This is a genomic window from Neptuniibacter sp. PT8_73, assembly GCF_047778045.1.
Classification (GTDB): Bacteria; Pseudomonadota; Gammaproteobacteria; order Pseudomonadales; family Balneatricaceae; genus Neptuniibacter.
The window spans coordinates 139,103-156,561 of the sequence record NZ_CP180545.1 but is presented as its reverse complement, the minus strand read 5'-3'; the positions used below and the strand labels follow the sequence as shown (position 1 = coordinate 156,561).

The following is a 17,459-nucleotide window of genomic DNA, read 5'->3' as shown; positions in this document are numbered from 1 at the left end:
AACCCGACTATGAAATAGCACAGGGGCAATTTTAAGCGTGTTAAATAAGGTTGCAGAAAATGAGATGGGAAGTATCAATACGTACTACCAACATCCTTAGGTCATCAAAAATAATATATCTAGAAACATTAATTAGGTGTGTTATAGCTAATACCCTCACAGTGAATGAGCTGTTTTAACGATCAATTTTACTTTGACTTAACTGATTAAATTCTATACAGTGCAGTCCAGCTTGATGCTTTACTTGTTATTTATGTTCCTCACTTCGAAGTCTTTTCTGAATTCCTCGTCCTGTTTTCCGTAAGTAAAAATTAAAAACTCCTGCGTTAACTGCCACCAACTTTTTGGGCGGCCCACTTATTTCCGAAAAATAGGAAAATCGATTATGTCTAATACAACTACTGGCACTGTAAAATGGTTCAACGATGAGAAAGGTTTTGGTTTCATCGAACAACAATCAGGTCCAGATGTTTTTGCACACTTCAGCGCTATCGCTGGTGATGGTTTCAAAAGCCTTCAAGAAGGTCAGCAAGTTGAGTTCTCTGTAACTCAAGGCCAAAAAGGTCCTCAGGCTGAGAACATCCGCCCTCTATAAGACCTAATTAATGCAGCCGCATTGATTGAATAGAGCATGGCATATGTCATGCTCTTTTAAAGCACTCCCCCCTCCTTACTCTGAACTGTATCTCCTGCTCCAGCTAGCGAACAATCAAGGCTTCTCTATTAACAGCTTCTTGGTTCCTCTACTCTCTACTATGTGCACCTATACTCTTTAGCTAAAGGTAATTTTTATAAAAATACGGTACCTACGAGCATGTTAGAAAATTTAAACGGACAAATTTGCGTATCCCGCCATATAGGAAAAGACCAAGATCTATGGGCATGTTACGAACCACTCACAGCCGTTTCTCCATCCAGACGCCAAATGTGGAAACGCTTAACAGGCCTTTTATCAAAAACAGAGATGGCCCACTACCTTCAAAAACAATACGATTCCCCTGAGATTTCAAATAACTTTTCTACAGTTTCAAATTAAAACGATATAAAGCATTTCCTAATTACGATTGCATATATCGCCTATCCTCACCCTGTATTTACTCAATAGATACGAGCAGTTATCCACATTTTTTGATAGACTTTTGCGCAAGGTTTTTGCCCTGTAGTTGTTAGAAACGGGCAATATTGTCAGATCAAGAATTGAACTACTTCGCGAGTACGACTCCTCTATTACTAGCTTTGGTGGTATGATGTCGCCCCTTGGGCGCAGTACTCGGTACAGCCACCACTGTTTTATTGGGTTTATCCTCTGGTGGTACCATTCTACTGGCAGCATTAGGGGTCGGTGTTTCTTCTTTATCGCGGTACCTGCAGCGATATCCGTAACACCTCCAAGCGCTAACCAAAGCCTATCAATGATTGCTAAATCACATAGCATCACGTTGTATAACGTGTTGATAAGGTTTCTATTTTTCAGCGCACTGATTATTGAATTTTTGGCATTGAGCCAAGAGGAAACAGGTAAACAAAAATGAGTAAAGTCTCCGTCAGTATCATCATGGGCTCTCGCTCAGACTGGCCAACCATGCAAGAGGCTACTAAGCCACTGGAAGAACTAGGTGTAGAATTTGAAACTAAAGTGGTTTCTGCACACCGTACGCCTGAGCGTCTTTTCCAGTTTGCCTCCGAAGCGCACACACGTGGCGTTGAGGTAATTATTGCAGGTGCTGGCGGCGCAGCTCACTTGGCTGGTATGGCAGCATCTATGACTCATCTGCCAGTTATCGCAGTACCTGTTGCCAGCAAAAACATTAAAGGCCTAGATAGCCTACTATCTATGGTTCAGATGCCACGCGGCGTAGCAGTTGCTTGTCAGGCAATTGGCGGTGCGGGCGCATACAATGCAGGCCTAATGGCAGCACAGATGCTAGCCCTTAAAGATGCAGAATTGAGCCAGCGTTTACAAGAGTGGCGCAAAGCTCAGACTGACAGCGTTCCTGTTGAGGTAGAATAATGCACGTTGCTATTGTTGGATGCGGCCAGTTGGCACGCATGATGGCTTTGGCTGGTTGGCCTCAAGGTCACCGTTTTACTTTTCTGGCTGAGCCAGGTGAAGGTACTGATTGCGTTAAAGGCTTAGGTGAAATTGTTGAGCGCACTCCAGAGATGGAAGGCGAGTCCCTTTATACTGCACTAGGCAACCCTGATGTTGTAACGGTTGAGCGCGAGCATGTTGATGTGTCTCTGCTAAGCACATTGAAGCCGCACTGCTCTGTTTATCCTTCTCCAGAAGCGATTAGCTATTGCCAACACCGCGGACGTGAGAAAACCTTCCTTAACTCTCTAGGCATCAAGACTGCACCGTTCCACCTTGCGAACAATGCAGAGGAATTGAGCGCGAGCGTTAAAACGTTAGGTTACCCAGTATTCGTTAAAACCTGTGAAGAGGGTTACGACGGTTACGGCCAGTGGGTTCTAAAAACCGATGAAGATTTGGCTAATCTGGTAGCCCAAGCAGATTCTCTACCAGAAGTAGTGATTGAAGGCCGCGTCAATTTTGACCGTGAAGTATCTTTGATTGCCGCACGTGACGCGTCTGGTGCTTGTGTATTCTATCCACTAACAGAGAACCTTCACCGCAACGGTATTCTGTGGAGCTCTATTGCTCCGGCTGATGCACCTGAAGCCTTGCACGCTAAAGCTAAAGATATCGCAGATAAAGTACTCAATGCTTTGGACTACGTTGGCGTAATCGCTATCGAAATGTTCCAAGCAGGTGATGATTTGCTTGTGAACGAACTGGCACCACGTGTTCATAACAGTGGTCACTGGACTCAAGGTGCAGGCATCTCTTCTCAGTTTGAAAACCATATCCGCGCTATCTGTGGATTAGGCTTAGGTCACACCATCAACAGCCAACATGCTGGCATGGTCAACCTACTAGGTATAGAAGCACCTAAAGAGATTATCAGCGAAAGTAATGTACAGCATCATGTGTACAACAAGTCGCTACGTCCAGGCCGTAAGGTTGGGCACCTTAACCTAGTAAGTGATGATCGTCACACACTAGAAGTTAAGCTAAAACGCATTCGCGATAGCCTTTACGAAGACTAGTCGTCTTTATAAAGACTTAGCATTAAAAAACCCGGCTACTTTGCAGTACCGGGTTTTTTTATTCGCTGCTCTTAGACAATCACGGCCGAGTCAGCAAGTAATACGCGATTGCCTCTCGATCTGACTTCTTTAGGTACTTAGCGCCATCACGTACCACTTCACCCATACTACCGCCAAAGACATCACCATCCTGCTTCACTCCAGACTTCAGTGAGTAAGCTAGATCCGCTTCGCTCCAGCCCTGTTTAGCTAATGCGCCTGCAGTAATCGCAGGAATAACGCCATCATCTTCAACAAAGCCCTGATGACCACTTAAAGCTGCCGCAGTATCTAATCCACCCAATAGGTTTCTAGGCGTATGACACGCGCCGCAGTGCGACAGCCCTTGAACGAGGTAAGCGCCTCGATTGTACTGCTCACTTCTCTTAGCATCAGGAATAAACCGTTGCTCATCAAAGAACAGCAACTGCCACAAATCTAGGCCCCAATTGATATTGAACGGGAAGTTCACTTGATGCGCTGTCGAAGGTTTGGCAACAGCGGGGACAGTTTTAAACGCCGCCCATAAATCAACGACATCCTGATCGGATAGGCGCGCATAGAAACTATAAGGGAAGGCTGGGTAGTAACTCTGACCGCTAGGCGACTTGCCCGCGCGCAATGCACGTTCAAAGTCATCTACACTCCACGTCCCTATTCCGTGCTCTCTATCCGCCGTAAGATTCGGCGCATAGAAGGCTCCGAAGGGTGTTTCCGTACCCTTTCCACCCGCTAACGGCTTTCCTTTAGCTTCACTATCGGTATGACAAGCGATACAGCCTGAAACACGTGCTAGATAAGCTCCTCTGGCAACATTCCCCTTCAGTTCAGATAATGAGGCTCTAGGCTCGTCTACCGAACTCAGGTAGCTGACTCCTAAAACAGCACCAAAAACCAAGCAGATTAGGAGAGAGGAAAACCAGAGGAGTTTTCTCATTTATCTTTCTCTACACGATAGTCAGTATGACAAGCAGAGCAGTTATCGCTTAAGCGCTCAAAGACTACTTCTACCGGCATAGTCGCAAAAGATTCAGCGCCCTCTTGCACTTCAGATTCTGCGCCCATCCCCATCATGCTTGCCGAAGAGTCTTCCTCATTTTCTGACTCAACATTGTCAGCAGCGTCGTATAAACCTTGGCTGATTCGCTCTAACTCTTTAGAAAGGTGCTGAAAGCGATCCCACTCCTGCCAAATCTCAGCTTTAGCTTCGGTTGGATGATGCAGACTACCTTTAGGGAACAACTTGGTAAGGTTCTCGCCAGCATGCATATTGATCGTTTCAGCGGCTACTCGAACCTGAACAGCTTCGTAAGGAATTTTGCCCTTAAACATGTCAGAGACAGTTTTCATCGCTCCTTTCATATCCTCCATGGCATCCATACGTTCTTTAACAATGCCCGTCGCACCACCATGTGCAAGCGCTGATAATGGCTGACCACTACAAACAGCGCCAAGGAAAAATAAGGTCGCGAGTTTCTTCATTTGCTTACTCATATTTTGTTACTAACTCATTACGATCTATGCATTAGTAATGCATATTGTTACTGCCATTTTATTACTAAATAGCAATAAAACCTTTAAAAACTTGATGCGAGAAAATCTTTTGAAAAAGACGAGTGCCACATTTTTAGTTTTAGAGACGGTTTGCAAAATAAAAGTCTGAAATTTAGCCTAAAACCGAGAACGCACTATAAAAAATTGGTAGAATCTTGACCAAATAAATCATCAAATATTCGAAGGAATGGAATAGATGAAAAAGTTTTTGTCCGCTGGAGCAATCGTGACAGCTCTTGCAATCACCGCTGGCTGCTCGAATACGATCGTCATTAAAGAAAAAGAATACAGTGCTGATGCACTAGAGCTAACAGCTGAAATGAACAGCATGAAGCTTTCTGATATCGGCTATGCTCGTGATCTTCCTATCTATAATGGTGAAAAATACCTGATTGGCCATGGTGACCAGTTAGTTGTTTCGGTATGGGGACGCATAGATTTAGGTTCGCAATTACCTGCCGGTGGTGATACACGAAGAAACCTCTCGGTTGTAAGCGAAGACGGCGAAATCAGCCTTCCATTCCTTGGCAATATAAAAGTTGCAGGTAAGACTGCTGCAGAGGTTAATCAGCTAGTTACTGACCTTTACGCTAAAATCGTAGATCGCCCTAAAATCGATGTCACTATCGTAGAGTACCGTTCTCAGCAAGTCACGGTAGAAGGTGCTGTAACAAGACCAGGGAATTACCCTCTAAACGATGTCGTTCATACAGTCGCGGAAGTCGTTATGAAAGCAGGCGGTGTCAGTGACAATGCTAATACCGTAGAAGCCGTTCTAGTACGTGATAAACAAGCTTATCGATTAAATTATCGTTCAGGCCAACTTGGTCTTAGCGACGTCCATAATGTCCGTTTACAGAAAAATGATCGAATTTTCTTCCCTGACATCGACGATAATTACGTCACAGTTATGGGTGAAGTTGGGCGACAAAGGCTAGTTCCAATCCCTGTTACCGGCTTAACTCTATCGGATGCACTAGCACTATCTGGTGGTTTATCAGCTTTAACTGCTGACTCCGAGAATATTTTCTTAGCTCGAGTATCTGATGGGGAGCAAAGGCTATACAACCTTTCTTTATCAGACAATCACCTCAAACTGAAGAAAGATGATCTGTTAGTGGTTGCACCAACCAACTTAACTAAGTGGAACCGCTTCTGGAACCAGATTATTCCAGGCATCTCTGCTGGTGCGGGTGTATCTCAGATGTACTATAACTTTGACGTTGATGATAACCGCACACCAAATAACTAAGCTCTAAACTCATAGTTATAAAAAAGCCGGTAACATTCAAAATGCTACCGGCTTTTTTCGCTCTCGAATAAGGCTAACAATGAAGAGAGGCACAAACCTCTTCAAATTGCTCAGCAGCGTTAGAAACCGTATACGCCTTAGATATTTTCTTGGCTGCCTGAGAATACTGTTCATGGAGCTGAGGATTTGATAAAAACCACTGAATGGCTTCAGTAAAGGCATTCTCATCATTCAACGGCACTAGCAAACCTGAGCGCTTATCCTCAATAATATTCCTCGGACCAAATGGGCAATCCATACTAACCACAGGAACACCTTCAGACATAGCCTCAACCAATACATTCCCAAACCCTTCTCGTTTGGAACATGATAGAAGTAGAGTGCAATGCGGATAGTAAATAAATGGATTTTCCACATTGCCTATTAGATGAACTTTGCCCGTTAAATTTAGTTGTCGAATCTTATCTTCAAGGGAAGAACGTTCTGCTCCTTCTCCTAGAATAAGCAAATTAGCTTCAGGGCATGTTTCCAAAACTCGTGCAAAAGAGTCGATAAGCAAATCAAACTGTTTTTCTGCTGCTAACCGCCCCACAGCAATACAAATAGGGCCTGTTAGGCGATCAAATATCTCAGGCCTAGCATGTTTGTCCAATCCATCCGACACATTAGGAATGACAGGATTACACAGGGATTTCACTGGCATTTCAGGGAGGTGCAGAATTTCACGGTGCTCAGTACATATTTCAGGTACCGGAGCCACAAAAACATCAGCATAACGATACAAACACCGCATCAATAAAACGCGTATTTTTGAGTACTTAGATTCGCTTAACAGTATCGCTAACGGCGTATGCTCACTAATAATGGTATAAAAGTGATCTTTCACAAAGGCTTTAGCAAGCAATAACATCAGATTCGTGGCATGAGTACCCGCATAAACGATATCTGGATTAATTTTATTAAGCTCTGATACTAATTGAAAAACCCCTGAAGAAGATTTCGCCCCTCCTAGGTCAAATACAGCTACGTTTTTATTCAACCTAGGCAACAAGTCGCCATTGCCATCCAGAAGTAAAAGACAAGGTTCATAGAGGTCTTGATTAAGGTTATTAATCAAGTTGAGTACAACCTTTTCTAGCCCACCTGAAAAAAAATGAGGCAAGAAAAAACAAACCTTTTTACGAGTATTTTTAAGCTTCATATCAGCGTTCCTTACGACTGATGAGGGCAAATAACTGTTTAGGCGAAATCCGTAGCACCAATAGAAGCAACATACCCACACCTGCTCCTATACCCCCCGATAGTATGAGCTCTAAGGCAATTGGTATTCCTTGATTATCAAAAGCAAGCTTCGACACTATAAAAGCAGATGAAACGACAAAAGGAATGAGCATTAATTTCAAAAGCAGCGCATCATAAACAAGAGTAGTGGAACTACGTTTGAAGAAAAAACAATAGCTGATCAAAAACAACATCATCAATCCAGTCGAAATGCTTATCGCTATTGCTACACCGTTTAGGCCATGAGTATCCGAGAAAACTTCAAAAGTTATCAACCGAGCCATACAATCTAAAGCAGCATATATGGAGATGATTTTCAAAATTGAAAACGCAGGGTTCGCCAAAACCCAGCCAATTAGAAAATTAACAACAAATGTAGCCACAACTGCAGGTATAACCAACTGCATCAATAAAGCAGATTGCTCAACACTATCCATTGTAAATTTTTCATTGTAGAAAAATAGATAAACTAAGCTATCCGCATAAATATATGTAAAAACAGAAATGGGAATAATTAAGAGCAAACCTATAGCTAACCAGTGCAATAAGTACGCTTGAATATCATCGCCTTTATCTAAAGCAAACTCTCGGCACCAAACTGTATAAAACACACCGACAATACTAAATGAAAGCACCCCAGGAACTAAATTCCCCAGCCTTTGAGCGTACTCTAATAAACTAAGCCCACCTTCACCCGAAGACAGCGCATAATGGGTTTCCAGCCAAATACCTATTTGACTTGCCAACAATACAATGATCATTGCATAGCCTCTGCGCTTTGCCAGACCATCTCCATCTTTGTTCAGTTGTTCATCCGAACCGCCTACCGGCTGAAATGAACGCAAATACCGCAACACACTTACTAGTAAGTACAATACAAACACGTAGTAACCCACGACAAAAGCATAGGCGAGGATAGCTACTTGATCTGATGGGGTGAAAAGAAAAAGAGCCAGAAGTAAAAATATTCGAGGAAAAAGTTTCCCGAACTCAGATGTACCAAAATAACCTACGGCCTTACAAAACCCCTGTAATACAACAGAAACAACAGCGGCTGGAATTAATAAAATAAAGATATTCAGAATAGAAACCGTCTGTGATTGTTGTTCTAACGTTTGGTCAGAAGCCAACAAAGAAACGATCGCATCCGATAGGAAGAGTAGTATTGCTACCAAACAGCAGCTCAAAAGCGAAGACTTAATCAACGACCTCGTCAGCAACTTAGTTGCACGGTCAATGCTACTGATAATGGCATAGATAAAGACTGGTATGTAAACCACGACCATTGCTTTATTTATCGCCTCAGTAAAGCCTGTAATAACTCTCCTTGCCAAGAAAAATATATCGCTCTCTATTCCCGCCCCTAACTTAAATGCTAATAAAACCGAAATTAGGAGCGCCGCAGCCAATCCTAATGCTTGAAATGAGAATTGAAGGAAAATAGCTTTAGCTGCATTAAAATTAAGCAAGGCCGTGATTCACTATATAGAAAGATCATTGTCAGAATCTGAGAAGGTAACCCAAGGAGCATAACCTTTATCAGCTATTCGTTTCGAAATCTCAGGTGTGGCCATAACTTTAAGGTGGGGCTTATTAAATCGAAAACCCGATGCTTTCAATACGCTATTTACCCAAGTAAAAGAGGTTGATTTCATAACTGCTATTTTATCGACCTTACGCTTCCACAGTTCCAACACGGTAAAACTGAATAAGGCTGTTAAAGCTTCTTTATCATTTTCTTGCACCAGAAAGTCAACAATATAACCCGTTGTAACCCCTTGTTTCTCTGCACATCTGTAGACCATGTAACCGATTAGCTGGCCATTTTTTTGGGCTTCTACGAGTTTATAATCATGTAGAGGGCAGTCCGAAAACCTCCAATTCAGGTACTTTTTATTTCTCACTACTAAAGCACCGTAATTTGGAGAAACTTGTTGCCAAAAGGTATCAGCTCTTTCATCAAACTGCCGAACCTCAGACACTGAAATATCATCATGTATCTTAGGTAAAAAAAACTTTACTGAACCCCTAATTAGGCAATCCAAAGGCCTAGCAAGTAGAGATAAAAGCTTACTTTTCTTTCTCAGTAAGGATGATGGAGATAAAACACAGAAGAACTGCTCTGTCTCAGAGATTATAGCGCCGCCATAACGCTGGTACATTTTTACAATTTTTTCAAAAGGCAGCCCCATTTTAGGAACCGATTCATTTTCAATAAGATACTTAACTAGCAACAAACCTTTGCCACGATGCTGCTCTCGAACCATTATCGAACCAACCCAATGCATCGGAATCTTTTCACCATCAAGGCTGAAAATAGACGGCATTAAAAACATAGCCCCAAAAGTCACTGATTCATTTTTTAATAAAACGACTTCTGAAGATATTTCTCCCGATGCTGGGTTTTCATTAGAGCTCCATTCCCAAACAGCTTCCCGAGCTTTGGCAGCATTCTCACTAAATACATCCTTAACTGTATTTAGAAAAACCTCTTTGCAATCAGCGGTACTTCTCTCCGCCCTTACCTTCTTACTCATTTCAATCCTTGGGCGCTAGCCTTCCAACCCGCTTCCAACACCAATCAGGCCAATCGATACCTCTATCCTGATTAATTTTGTCTTCAATCTTTAATAAAAGGTTTAAAGGTACAATGTTAAATAAGAAACGAGCTAATTTAATAACGATCTGATCAACAACAGTTAAACTTGAATTTTCATGCCGAACTTTAGCGAAGCTGCTATTTGGCTTATATCGCATCGCAAGTACTTCATCAGTCCAATCCAGTTCTAAAAAAGCCAGAATAGACTTCATATTTTGCTCAGTCTGCTTTTTTAAATCGCTATATTGAAGGACGATAGTTTGAGCATCTTTCCCACCCAGCTTTTTTATATACCGATGATTCATTGCATTGACTGCACAGGCCCGAATAATTTTACTCATTCTTTTAAAACCTGATGGGGGAGTGCGCCCAAAGCCGCTTAAACGAGAAGGAATTAATTCCTCATCAGACCGTAGGACACAAATAAAACAAGCATCAGGGTAAGCTAGACGTAATTCATCTGCCAACAACGTATGATGCGGCGACTTTTCTAACCAATTTGAAGATCCTTTTTTACGAGCAACATCATCCATAACGGCTCTAAAGAAAGCATGGTAACTGTCTATACTTTCATTCTTTTCCAGAAAATCTGACTGAACCTCTGACAAAATCCCGTAGTCAGACTCTAAAAAGTTCTCAAAGAACCTAGCTTTAGATTTAGGATGATTAAAATCCCCAAAACCTTTAGCGAAATGAGAAAAGAATATACTTTCATGTACACCTTGATGATCATCGGCCTCAACAGCAGCGATACAAGGATGGCTAGATAGCATATTCGCTAACCATGTTGTCCCAGAGCGTTGTAGCCCTAAAACAAAAATAGGCCTTTTTTTATCCATAGGAGACCCCGTTCAAATACCTTCAACGCTACTAGGCATCATCCCTAACAGGTTTCCATTTCGAAACTTTCTTACCACGGCATACATTAATTATGCCCATAGCCATAGCTGCATGGCCCATGACAAAAAAAGTCGGAATATTAAACCCAGGGACCTTACGCAAGAAAGGAAACAACATGGTTAATAAGGCAATGGCATAGAATACAACCTGACATGCTAGAAAGGCTTGGTAAAACCAATGCCCGTCTAATAGCAGAGCATTACTTAAGAGCAATCCGATGAGTAATACAGGATTCAGACGTCTCAGTAATTTATGTGAAAATAACTGTAAACTGTACCAACCATACTTAAATGGATTAAGTAGCTCTTTAAAAAGCATAAGTCCTCTCCACCCCATTTCGGTTGAGCGAACTCGGCGATCAAATTCTTTATAAACTTTATTGGTTACATGCTCATAGGTCATAGCATTAGGTTCAAAAACTAACTTTTTGCCTTTTGTTACTACTCCTACAGATAAAACAAAATCATCAGCACAACCTTCTAAAACAGGAGATGTAAGTTCCCTTCTAATTGCATATACCGAACCCTGAGCAGAAACAGCCCCACCAACTTTAGTTTCAGCAATCTTTAGCGCTTGATCATACCTCCAATAAATAGATTCGGCTTTGCCGATCCATCCCTGTTTTTCTGAAGATACAACGATCTGACCACAAACCCCACCAACAGACTCGTCGTTGAAGTGACTTACCAATTCATTAAGGGTTGCTTCTGGGAAAAGGCTATTCGCATCTGAGAATACAATTATTTCACCTTTACACTCAGACAATCCCCAATTCAATGCTTCTAATTTACCAATATGATCCTTCGCTTCTAACACTGTTACATTATCTGCTACAGAGCGCGCTAACTCTGCTGTATTATCCGTAGAACCATCAGAGACAATAATAATTTCAACTTTATGCTTATCATTAGTTTGAAGATTGATATTTTCTATCTTTTCTTTAATAACAGCACTTTCATTATGCGCACAAACTAAGAAAGAAACGTCATAACCATTTGCATAACTCTTCTTACTTTTATTCTTAGTTACAAAACCTATCAACACTAACAGCACCCCGTATCCAACAAAACTGAATACTAAAGCACCGAAAAAAAACCAAAAAATGGCATCCATTCTAATTTACCTTCTCTGAAGCTAGCATTGCATCAAGGAGCTGCTGCGAGTTTTTCATAACATCATACTGCTCGTGTACTCTTGCCTTTCCGTTCTTAGCAATTTCTAATGCAGCCGCATAGTTTGCCTCTATCCATTCAATCTTTTGGGTTAATCCAACGACATCTCCAGGCTTTACACCAAAACCGGTTATACCGTCTTCAATTAACTCAGGGATACCTGAAACATCGGTAGCAATCACAGGGCAACCAAAAGCTAACGCCTCCATAATCACAACAGGAATACCCTCACATCGACCTTCCGGCCCGACAATGCTGGGAACAACGACTAAATTAGATCGCCGATAAGAGTCAGCAATTTCTTCAAAAGTCTGCCCTCCCTTAAAATCAACTTTTTCCGATATACCTAATTCAAATGCTAATGCTTCAAGATCATGCCTTTCACTACCATCGCCAATAATTCGACATGACCACTCAATTGTTGGATCTATTCTAGATAGCGCTAGTAGCAGATTATCAACGCCTTTACGCTCAATTAGAGATCCCACATAGCTTATTTCAAAGACATTCTGACGCTCATTTTCACTTTCTTGGATTGAAAGAAGATCTGCGCCACAACGAATAACCTGAAATTTTTCTTTAAAATGCTCACCAACATGATCCAGTAGAAACTCTCGGTTATATTCACTAATGACGCGAACAAAATCCGCATCAGAAACTTTGCTCTTCAAAAGTTTCTGAGTGATAAAAATGTCATGGGCATGGCAGCTAAAACTGTAATTTATCCCAAAAATTTTATAAATCATCCAAGCAGAAGCCGCTGGAATACCAGCAAATTCAGCATGGAGATGCGTAATACCTCGCCTTCTGGATTCAAGGCCATAGGCTACAGACTTAGGTAATACAGCAAGGTTATGGAGAATAAATTTCCAGTCAGAGCCTCCCGCTTTAAAAATCTGTTTAACAACAGATATTACCTTGTGCGGTTTTTTGATACAGACCGATAAAAAAGTAGACAGCAGATAAAAGCTCATTAAGAAAGGCTGATAATATCCCCTCTTAATAATTTCATTTGCAAATTTATGAACCTTTTCACCTTCCCTATAAGGTTTAAGGTGAAAAACCGTAACATCATGTCCTTTTTGCATATAGGTGTGGATATTTCTTAAGACAAATGTTTCCGTTATCTTTGGAAAATCCGTAACTAAAATTCCAATATTCATAAAATCACGTTTTACTTTCTTTCTGACGAATCCTTAGTGCAGCAATAGATAAGCCAGCCAAGATCCATGTATATTTGTTGTACTCATTAGGCACGAAGACACTTGCCATCAAATAAGCAATAAAGCAGATAAACAAAGCACGAACTAATGAGGTAAATTCATCGTTCTCTACATCTGTGTTCGCAATTGTACGTAATCCACGCAATCCCCTCAGAATAACAAACATCAAACAAGAGAATGCGATTAAACCGAACTCTACAGCTACTGATAAATACATGTTGTGTAACTGTCTAGGAAGAGGAGTACGCCCGGGTACAAATCTATATTCTGTGGAGACATAGTACTCTTTGAAGTTACCCGGTCCGACACCTAAAAGCGGATTTTGGACTAGCAAATCAACACCAATAAGGTTGTAACCTAAACGTCGCCCTAAGGTCCAATCAGAGCCACCACCAACCAAGGTAGCTAAACGCTCCCAGTATTGCTCGGGAATAAAAGGCAAAGCTGCTAGGCATAAGAAGAAGCCCAAATAGCAGGCAAGAGGGAACACTTTATGATGACGATACCTCCAAGCAATCCAAATTCCGACAATCGCATATACCAAAGCAGCACTTCGAGCAAAGGAAAGGACGATACCAGCAGTTCCGAGGAGCGTAGCCATAAACATAAAAAATCTAAGTTTTGGAAGCTCAATAAATAGAATTGCAGCCAGCAGAGTACCCGTCAGTAGCATTGTTGCTGCAGTAGTCGGATTGTAATCTGATCCACCTGAAGACCTTGAAACGCCTTCCCACTTAGCGGTCGTAGCAGCATCAGAGCTAGAAAGAATATTTCCACCTACAGTCGAATCAAATATCACCAAAACTGATGACATCAGTGCTGCAATAGCTAAACAATAAAGAAGGTATTTAAGATGCTTTGTGGTTTTAACCAATACAATGGTTAAGACAAATAAAAGCATCAAACTTGCCATTCTTCTGACGGACCAAACAGCATATTCCATGTTTTCAGCCCAGAAGAATGAAAGCCCCATAAAGAGACAAAAGAAGAACATTGCAATCACTGCAGGCTCTTTTAGGAGCTCTTTAATCGTATCCCTTTCCTTTTTGAGATTGATAATAACGCCAGCAAGAGTCAATAACGCTAGTACTTTGACCCCGGAAACTGGTAGAGCAGAAAAAATTAGATTTGCCAAAGCATCTAACTGCGCAAATAGCACAAGCAAAAACAAACCGAAAAACGGGTACAGCAAAATGATAATCACTGCTGCTGCACCTATTGGGATCAAAAAAGGAGCTAGAGGATGGACGATTAATCCAGAACCAATAATTATGGGAGCAAGAAGCAAAGCAATTAAGCATGCGATGCCTAGAAGCATTGGAGAGAAACGAGTCATTAGCTTTGCCCTCCAACATAAGAAATTGGTGACCATTTATGCCTGATCTTACGTAACTTGTTGGCAGGCGATACCAAAAATAGCCAATACAGATTTCCTTGAAACAAGCGCAGCTTTGCGTGAAACAATAACTGCTCACCCCAAGGCCATCGCCAACCCCAACCATAGTCACAAGCATGTATACGGCTAACTACATCATAAGGCTCGTGTACGAGGTTAGAGCCTTTGCCCCCTGTAGTAAGCTTATAACCTACATCCAGTGCTATGGCATGAGACTGGGGGGTAACTCTATCGAAAGGCCAGCAGAATTGAGTAACGTCCCGACCAAGGATAGCCTCTAACTGTTGCTTAGAATCACGGAGCAATTCCTTTACACGGCTTTCATATTCAGTATCTAATTCTTGGGTTCCGTTATTCCACTTTTTACCTGTTAATTCAGAATCACATTCAGGTATAGAATCCCCAATAGCTAAGCATTTCAAAGCAGTATTTTGATACCAATTATGTGTAGTCTTCCCTTTTGACCAATCAAGCCAGCTATAAAATCGCCAATTATGTTCTGTTAGAACACCAATTTTGCTGTCGCTAACTACAATTTTTCCGTGACTGACACCATGAGACTCAATCTCGAATAATGGATCACTATCCAACGTTTTCAACTCGGCACAATTCATATATCCATGCCATTGAACGCCTTCATCGCTCTTCAATACGGAACGTATGTCCGAACTAGGGTCGATAAACCCCGTCGAAACATAGAAACTTGCAGGGATTTGATATTCTTTCAGCAGAGGAGCCGCTGCAACAAAGTTATCTAGGTATCCATCATCAAAATGAAGAACAACTGGCTTATCAGGCAGCTGCTCTCCTTTTTCCTTTATCCGATAAAGTTCAGAGGTACTCAATACACTGTAGTTTTTTTCTTTCAAGACATCTAACTGCTGCCTAAACGCTTGAACGGTTATTGATGTACCCCAAGCCCAAGGTAACCACGATGGATCATCAGAAACACTATGATAAATGAGGACTGGCACTCCCCCCGAGCTGCGCATTACACGATCAAATAAAGCCAATATGACTAAGCAAATACCAGTCACTACTGAAATCAGCAATGCGCCTTCACTGTAAAAGTAAGACAAACTAATTCCAGCAACACACAACGCTACTGTTAATAGCCACGTAACGACTATTAAGTTACGTTTTTTCTGACGTGCGATCATAATTAGTCACGCCACAGCACGAACAATAACTTATCCTGTCCACTCTTCTGTTGCGCTAGTTCAACTAATTGCAGCAACTCATCTTGCTCTACTTCACCTGGTCTTAGCACACACACTATTGGTCTCTGCCCTACACCAAGCTCATCAGCTGCAAAGCGGCTATTAACAACAGGTAAACGCTCTACATTACTTTCTATTACTGGTTCAGCATGACCAAATATTTCTTCAACCGTAGTAGCCATTTCATCAACTAAACGCTGATCCCCTATCGCTGTAACGCCGATCGAGCCGCTACTCCATCCCCCCATCAAGGAGATTCTTTGGATTAAACGCTGCTTAAACTCATCATCGACCGCCACTTTAGCTCCTAACAACCCAAGTACACGAGTCCCAACAGAGGTTCTCAATACATCAGTTGTAAGAATACGAGTTGTCGTTGTATCAATTACCACGACAACGAGAGTCATAATAATGAAACCAGTGATAACTGCAGCTACAGAGAATAAAAATACTTTAGGGAACCAAGGGTATAACGGCGCAATAGAAGGACTAATCATACGCACCTGTGACAGGCCAGTATTACCAGCCAAAGACACTGTGACCATGCGACGACGCAAATCTTCAACATCAGCCTTTAATTCGGTTTGCTTTTGCTGAGTATCTCTAAATCCTTTTTCGTGCTTCTGCAAAGCAATCAAACGTTGATCATATTCTTCTATGATTTTTGCTCGATTTTTAATTCTGGAAACAATGCCAATTCTTTCAGACTCACTAAGAATAAGATCACTTTCAATTTTATCGATTAAATCACGACGCGTAAGTTTACGTTTACTGCGCTTAAGACTGGCAACTTTGTTGTTTAATTCATTTAGAGTAATTTCATCATCAGCACGCTTTTCTACTTCACGGTCGCGGCTAGAAAGAAGTGCTTCACGTTCAAATGTTATATCTGAAATACCAAGTTCTTTTCGCTTGATGATATCGGCTTCTACAGACTTAGACAGCTCAAGTTCCTTTTGCGTTAGGATTAACTGTAATGACTCACGCAATCCAGCTGCCTGTTCTTTATAATCATCTTTAGTCTGCTTTACGTATGCTTCTGCAAGAATGTTTGCAACTTTGGAGGCAATAACCGGATCTTTATACAGAACTTCGATATTAATGATGTAGGAACCTTCTACAACCTCAATATCTGTAGCTTCCATTAAAGTTACCAGCAGTTCTTCGCTTTCTGATAGAGGAATGTGTTTACCGTAGTTTAAGGTATTCCACGTTCTCCAAAATAGGCGCTTAGCAGCTCGACCTGCTTTTTTGAAAAAGCCTTTAATACCCGTTTCTTCAACCCCTTTCGCTAATTCTTGCTGAAGCAACAAACTCAACGCTTTTTCAGCGACAGGGCGACTTAACAACTGCTCTGTATGGGTTTGAGTCAGGATAGCTGCTGGGTTAAATTGGCTGACACCTAACCACCCCTGAGTATAAGCAAGCTCAGCTTCTGTAGGCTGCATTGTTATAGTAGCAACACCTTTATAAAGAGGGCTCGCCACCAAAACAAACACACTCAGCAAGAATACAAGTCCACCTGTAGCAAGGGTCCCTGTCAGAATAAACTTGCGATAAAACTTAAATAATTCAAGGTAATGTGTGATCACGATGAGTCCTTTCCTGCTCTCATAAAGGAATTTGAGTACGTTTTTAAGTTACGTAAAAATCTAAGTAACGAGCTCAGATTTTCAACAAATTGTTCAAAAAATTGCCAGCGAGATTGTACA

The 17,459-nt window shown here is 41.6% G+C and carries 15 protein-coding genes; 4 read left to right on the top strand and 11 right to left on the bottom strand.

Going from position 1 to position 17,459, the window contains the following annotated elements; genetic code table 11:
* Positions 1-385: 385 nt before the first annotated feature.
* The 3 genes from ACMXYN_RS00675 to ACMXYN_RS00665 all read left to right on the top strand — a co-directional run bounded on the left by ACMXYN_RS00675 (position 386) and on the right by ACMXYN_RS00665 (position 3,111).
* Positions 386-595 carry a cold-shock protein gene (locus ACMXYN_RS00675; protein ID WP_286240059.1) on the top strand — a complete coding sequence of 70 codons (210 nt, stop codon included), beginning with the start codon at positions 386-388 and terminating at the stop codon, positions 593-595.
* Positions 596-1,528: 933 nt separating this feature from the next.
* Positions 1,529-2,011 carry a 5-(carboxyamino)imidazole ribonucleotide mutase gene (purE, locus tag ACMXYN_RS00670; protein ID WP_415883076.1) on the top strand — a complete coding sequence of 161 codons (483 nt, stop codon included), beginning with the start codon at positions 1,529-1,531 and terminating at the stop codon, positions 2,009-2,011.
* The gene (locus ACMXYN_RS00665; RefSeq protein ID WP_415893040.1) at positions 2,011-3,111 is read left to right on the top strand and encodes a 5-(carboxyamino)imidazole ribonucleotide synthase; all 1,101 of its coding nucleotides are present in this window, start codon (positions 2,011-2,013) and stop codon (positions 3,109-3,111) included. The genes purE and ACMXYN_RS00665 overlap by 1 nt, the downstream gene beginning before the upstream one ends.
* A 79-nt stretch (positions 3,112-3,190) precedes the next feature.
* Here ACMXYN_RS00665 and ACMXYN_RS00660 read toward each other — a convergent pair whose 3' ends face one another.
* Together ACMXYN_RS00660 and ACMXYN_RS00655 are read right to left on the bottom strand one after the other, a co-directional pair.
* Positions 3,191-4,087, bottom strand: coding sequence for a c-type cytochrome (locus ACMXYN_RS00660; RefSeq protein WP_415893039.1), 897 nt, complete (start codon positions 4,085-4,087; stop codon positions 3,191-3,193).
* On the bottom strand, positions 4,084-4,644 hold the full coding sequence (locus ACMXYN_RS00655) for a c-type cytochrome (RefSeq protein WP_415893038.1): 561 nt from the start codon (positions 4,642-4,644) through the stop codon (positions 4,084-4,086). The genes ACMXYN_RS00660 and ACMXYN_RS00655 overlap by 4 nt, the downstream gene beginning before the upstream one ends.
* 256 nt (positions 4,645-4,900) lie before the next feature.
* Here ACMXYN_RS00655 and ACMXYN_RS00650 point away from each other — a divergent pair, with 256 nt between their 5' ends.
* A complete protein-coding gene (locus ACMXYN_RS00650; RefSeq protein ID WP_415893037.1) occupies positions 4,901-5,956 on the top strand; it encodes a polysaccharide biosynthesis/export family protein in 1,056 nt (351 codons plus the stop codon).
* 73 nt (positions 5,957-6,029) lie between these two features.
* Here the strand turns inward: ACMXYN_RS00650 and ACMXYN_RS00645 are convergent, their stop codons facing one another.
* From ACMXYN_RS00645 to ACMXYN_RS00605, 9 genes are read right to left on the bottom strand one after another with little or no spacing between them, the layout of a single operon-like run.
* The gene (locus ACMXYN_RS00645) at positions 6,030-7,157 is read right to left on the bottom strand and encodes a glycosyltransferase (RefSeq protein WP_415893036.1); all 1,128 of its coding nucleotides are present in this window, start codon (positions 7,155-7,157) and stop codon (positions 6,030-6,032) included.
* Position 7,158: 1 nt separating this feature from the next.
* Complete coding sequence (locus ACMXYN_RS00640; RefSeq protein ID WP_415893035.1) at positions 7,159-8,706, bottom strand: lipid II flippase MurJ; 1,548 nt, start codon at positions 8,704-8,706, stop codon at positions 7,159-7,161.
* A gap of 12 nt (positions 8,707-8,718) precedes the next feature.
* Positions 8,719-9,774, bottom strand: coding sequence for a hypothetical protein (locus ACMXYN_RS00635; RefSeq protein WP_415893034.1), 1,056 nt, complete (start codon positions 9,772-9,774; stop codon positions 8,719-8,721).
* 1 nt (position 9,775) lies between these two features.
* Positions 9,776-10,675, bottom strand: a complete 900-nt coding sequence (locus ACMXYN_RS00630) for a sulfotransferase family protein (RefSeq protein ID WP_415893033.1) — start codon at positions 10,673-10,675, stop codon at positions 9,776-9,778.
* A 31-nt stretch (positions 10,676-10,706) separates the two neighbouring features.
* Positions 10,707-11,849, bottom strand: a complete 1,143-nt coding sequence (locus ACMXYN_RS00625; protein ID WP_415893032.1) for a glycosyltransferase family 2 protein — start codon at positions 11,847-11,849, stop codon at positions 10,707-10,709.
* Between the two features lies 1 nt (position 11,850).
* Positions 11,851-13,071, bottom strand: a complete 1,221-nt coding sequence (locus ACMXYN_RS00620; protein ID WP_415893031.1) for a glycosyltransferase family 4 protein — start codon at positions 13,069-13,071, stop codon at positions 11,851-11,853.
* A gap of 4 nt (positions 13,072-13,075) precedes the next feature.
* Entirely contained in the window at positions 13,076-14,467 is a 1,392-nt protein-coding gene (locus ACMXYN_RS00615; protein ID WP_415893030.1) for an O-antigen ligase family protein, read from the bottom strand.
* On the bottom strand, positions 14,467-15,687 hold the full coding sequence (locus ACMXYN_RS00610) for a polysaccharide deacetylase family protein (RefSeq protein ID WP_415893029.1): 1,221 nt from the start codon (positions 15,685-15,687) through the stop codon (positions 14,467-14,469). Before ACMXYN_RS00610 ends, ACMXYN_RS00615 begins: the two co-directional genes overlap by 1 nt.
* A gap of 2 nt (positions 15,688-15,689) precedes the next feature.
* Positions 15,690-17,339, bottom strand: a complete 1,650-nt coding sequence (locus tag ACMXYN_RS00605; RefSeq protein ID WP_415893028.1) for a hypothetical protein — start codon at positions 17,337-17,339, stop codon at positions 15,690-15,692.
* Positions 17,340-17,459 lie beyond the last annotated feature (120 nt).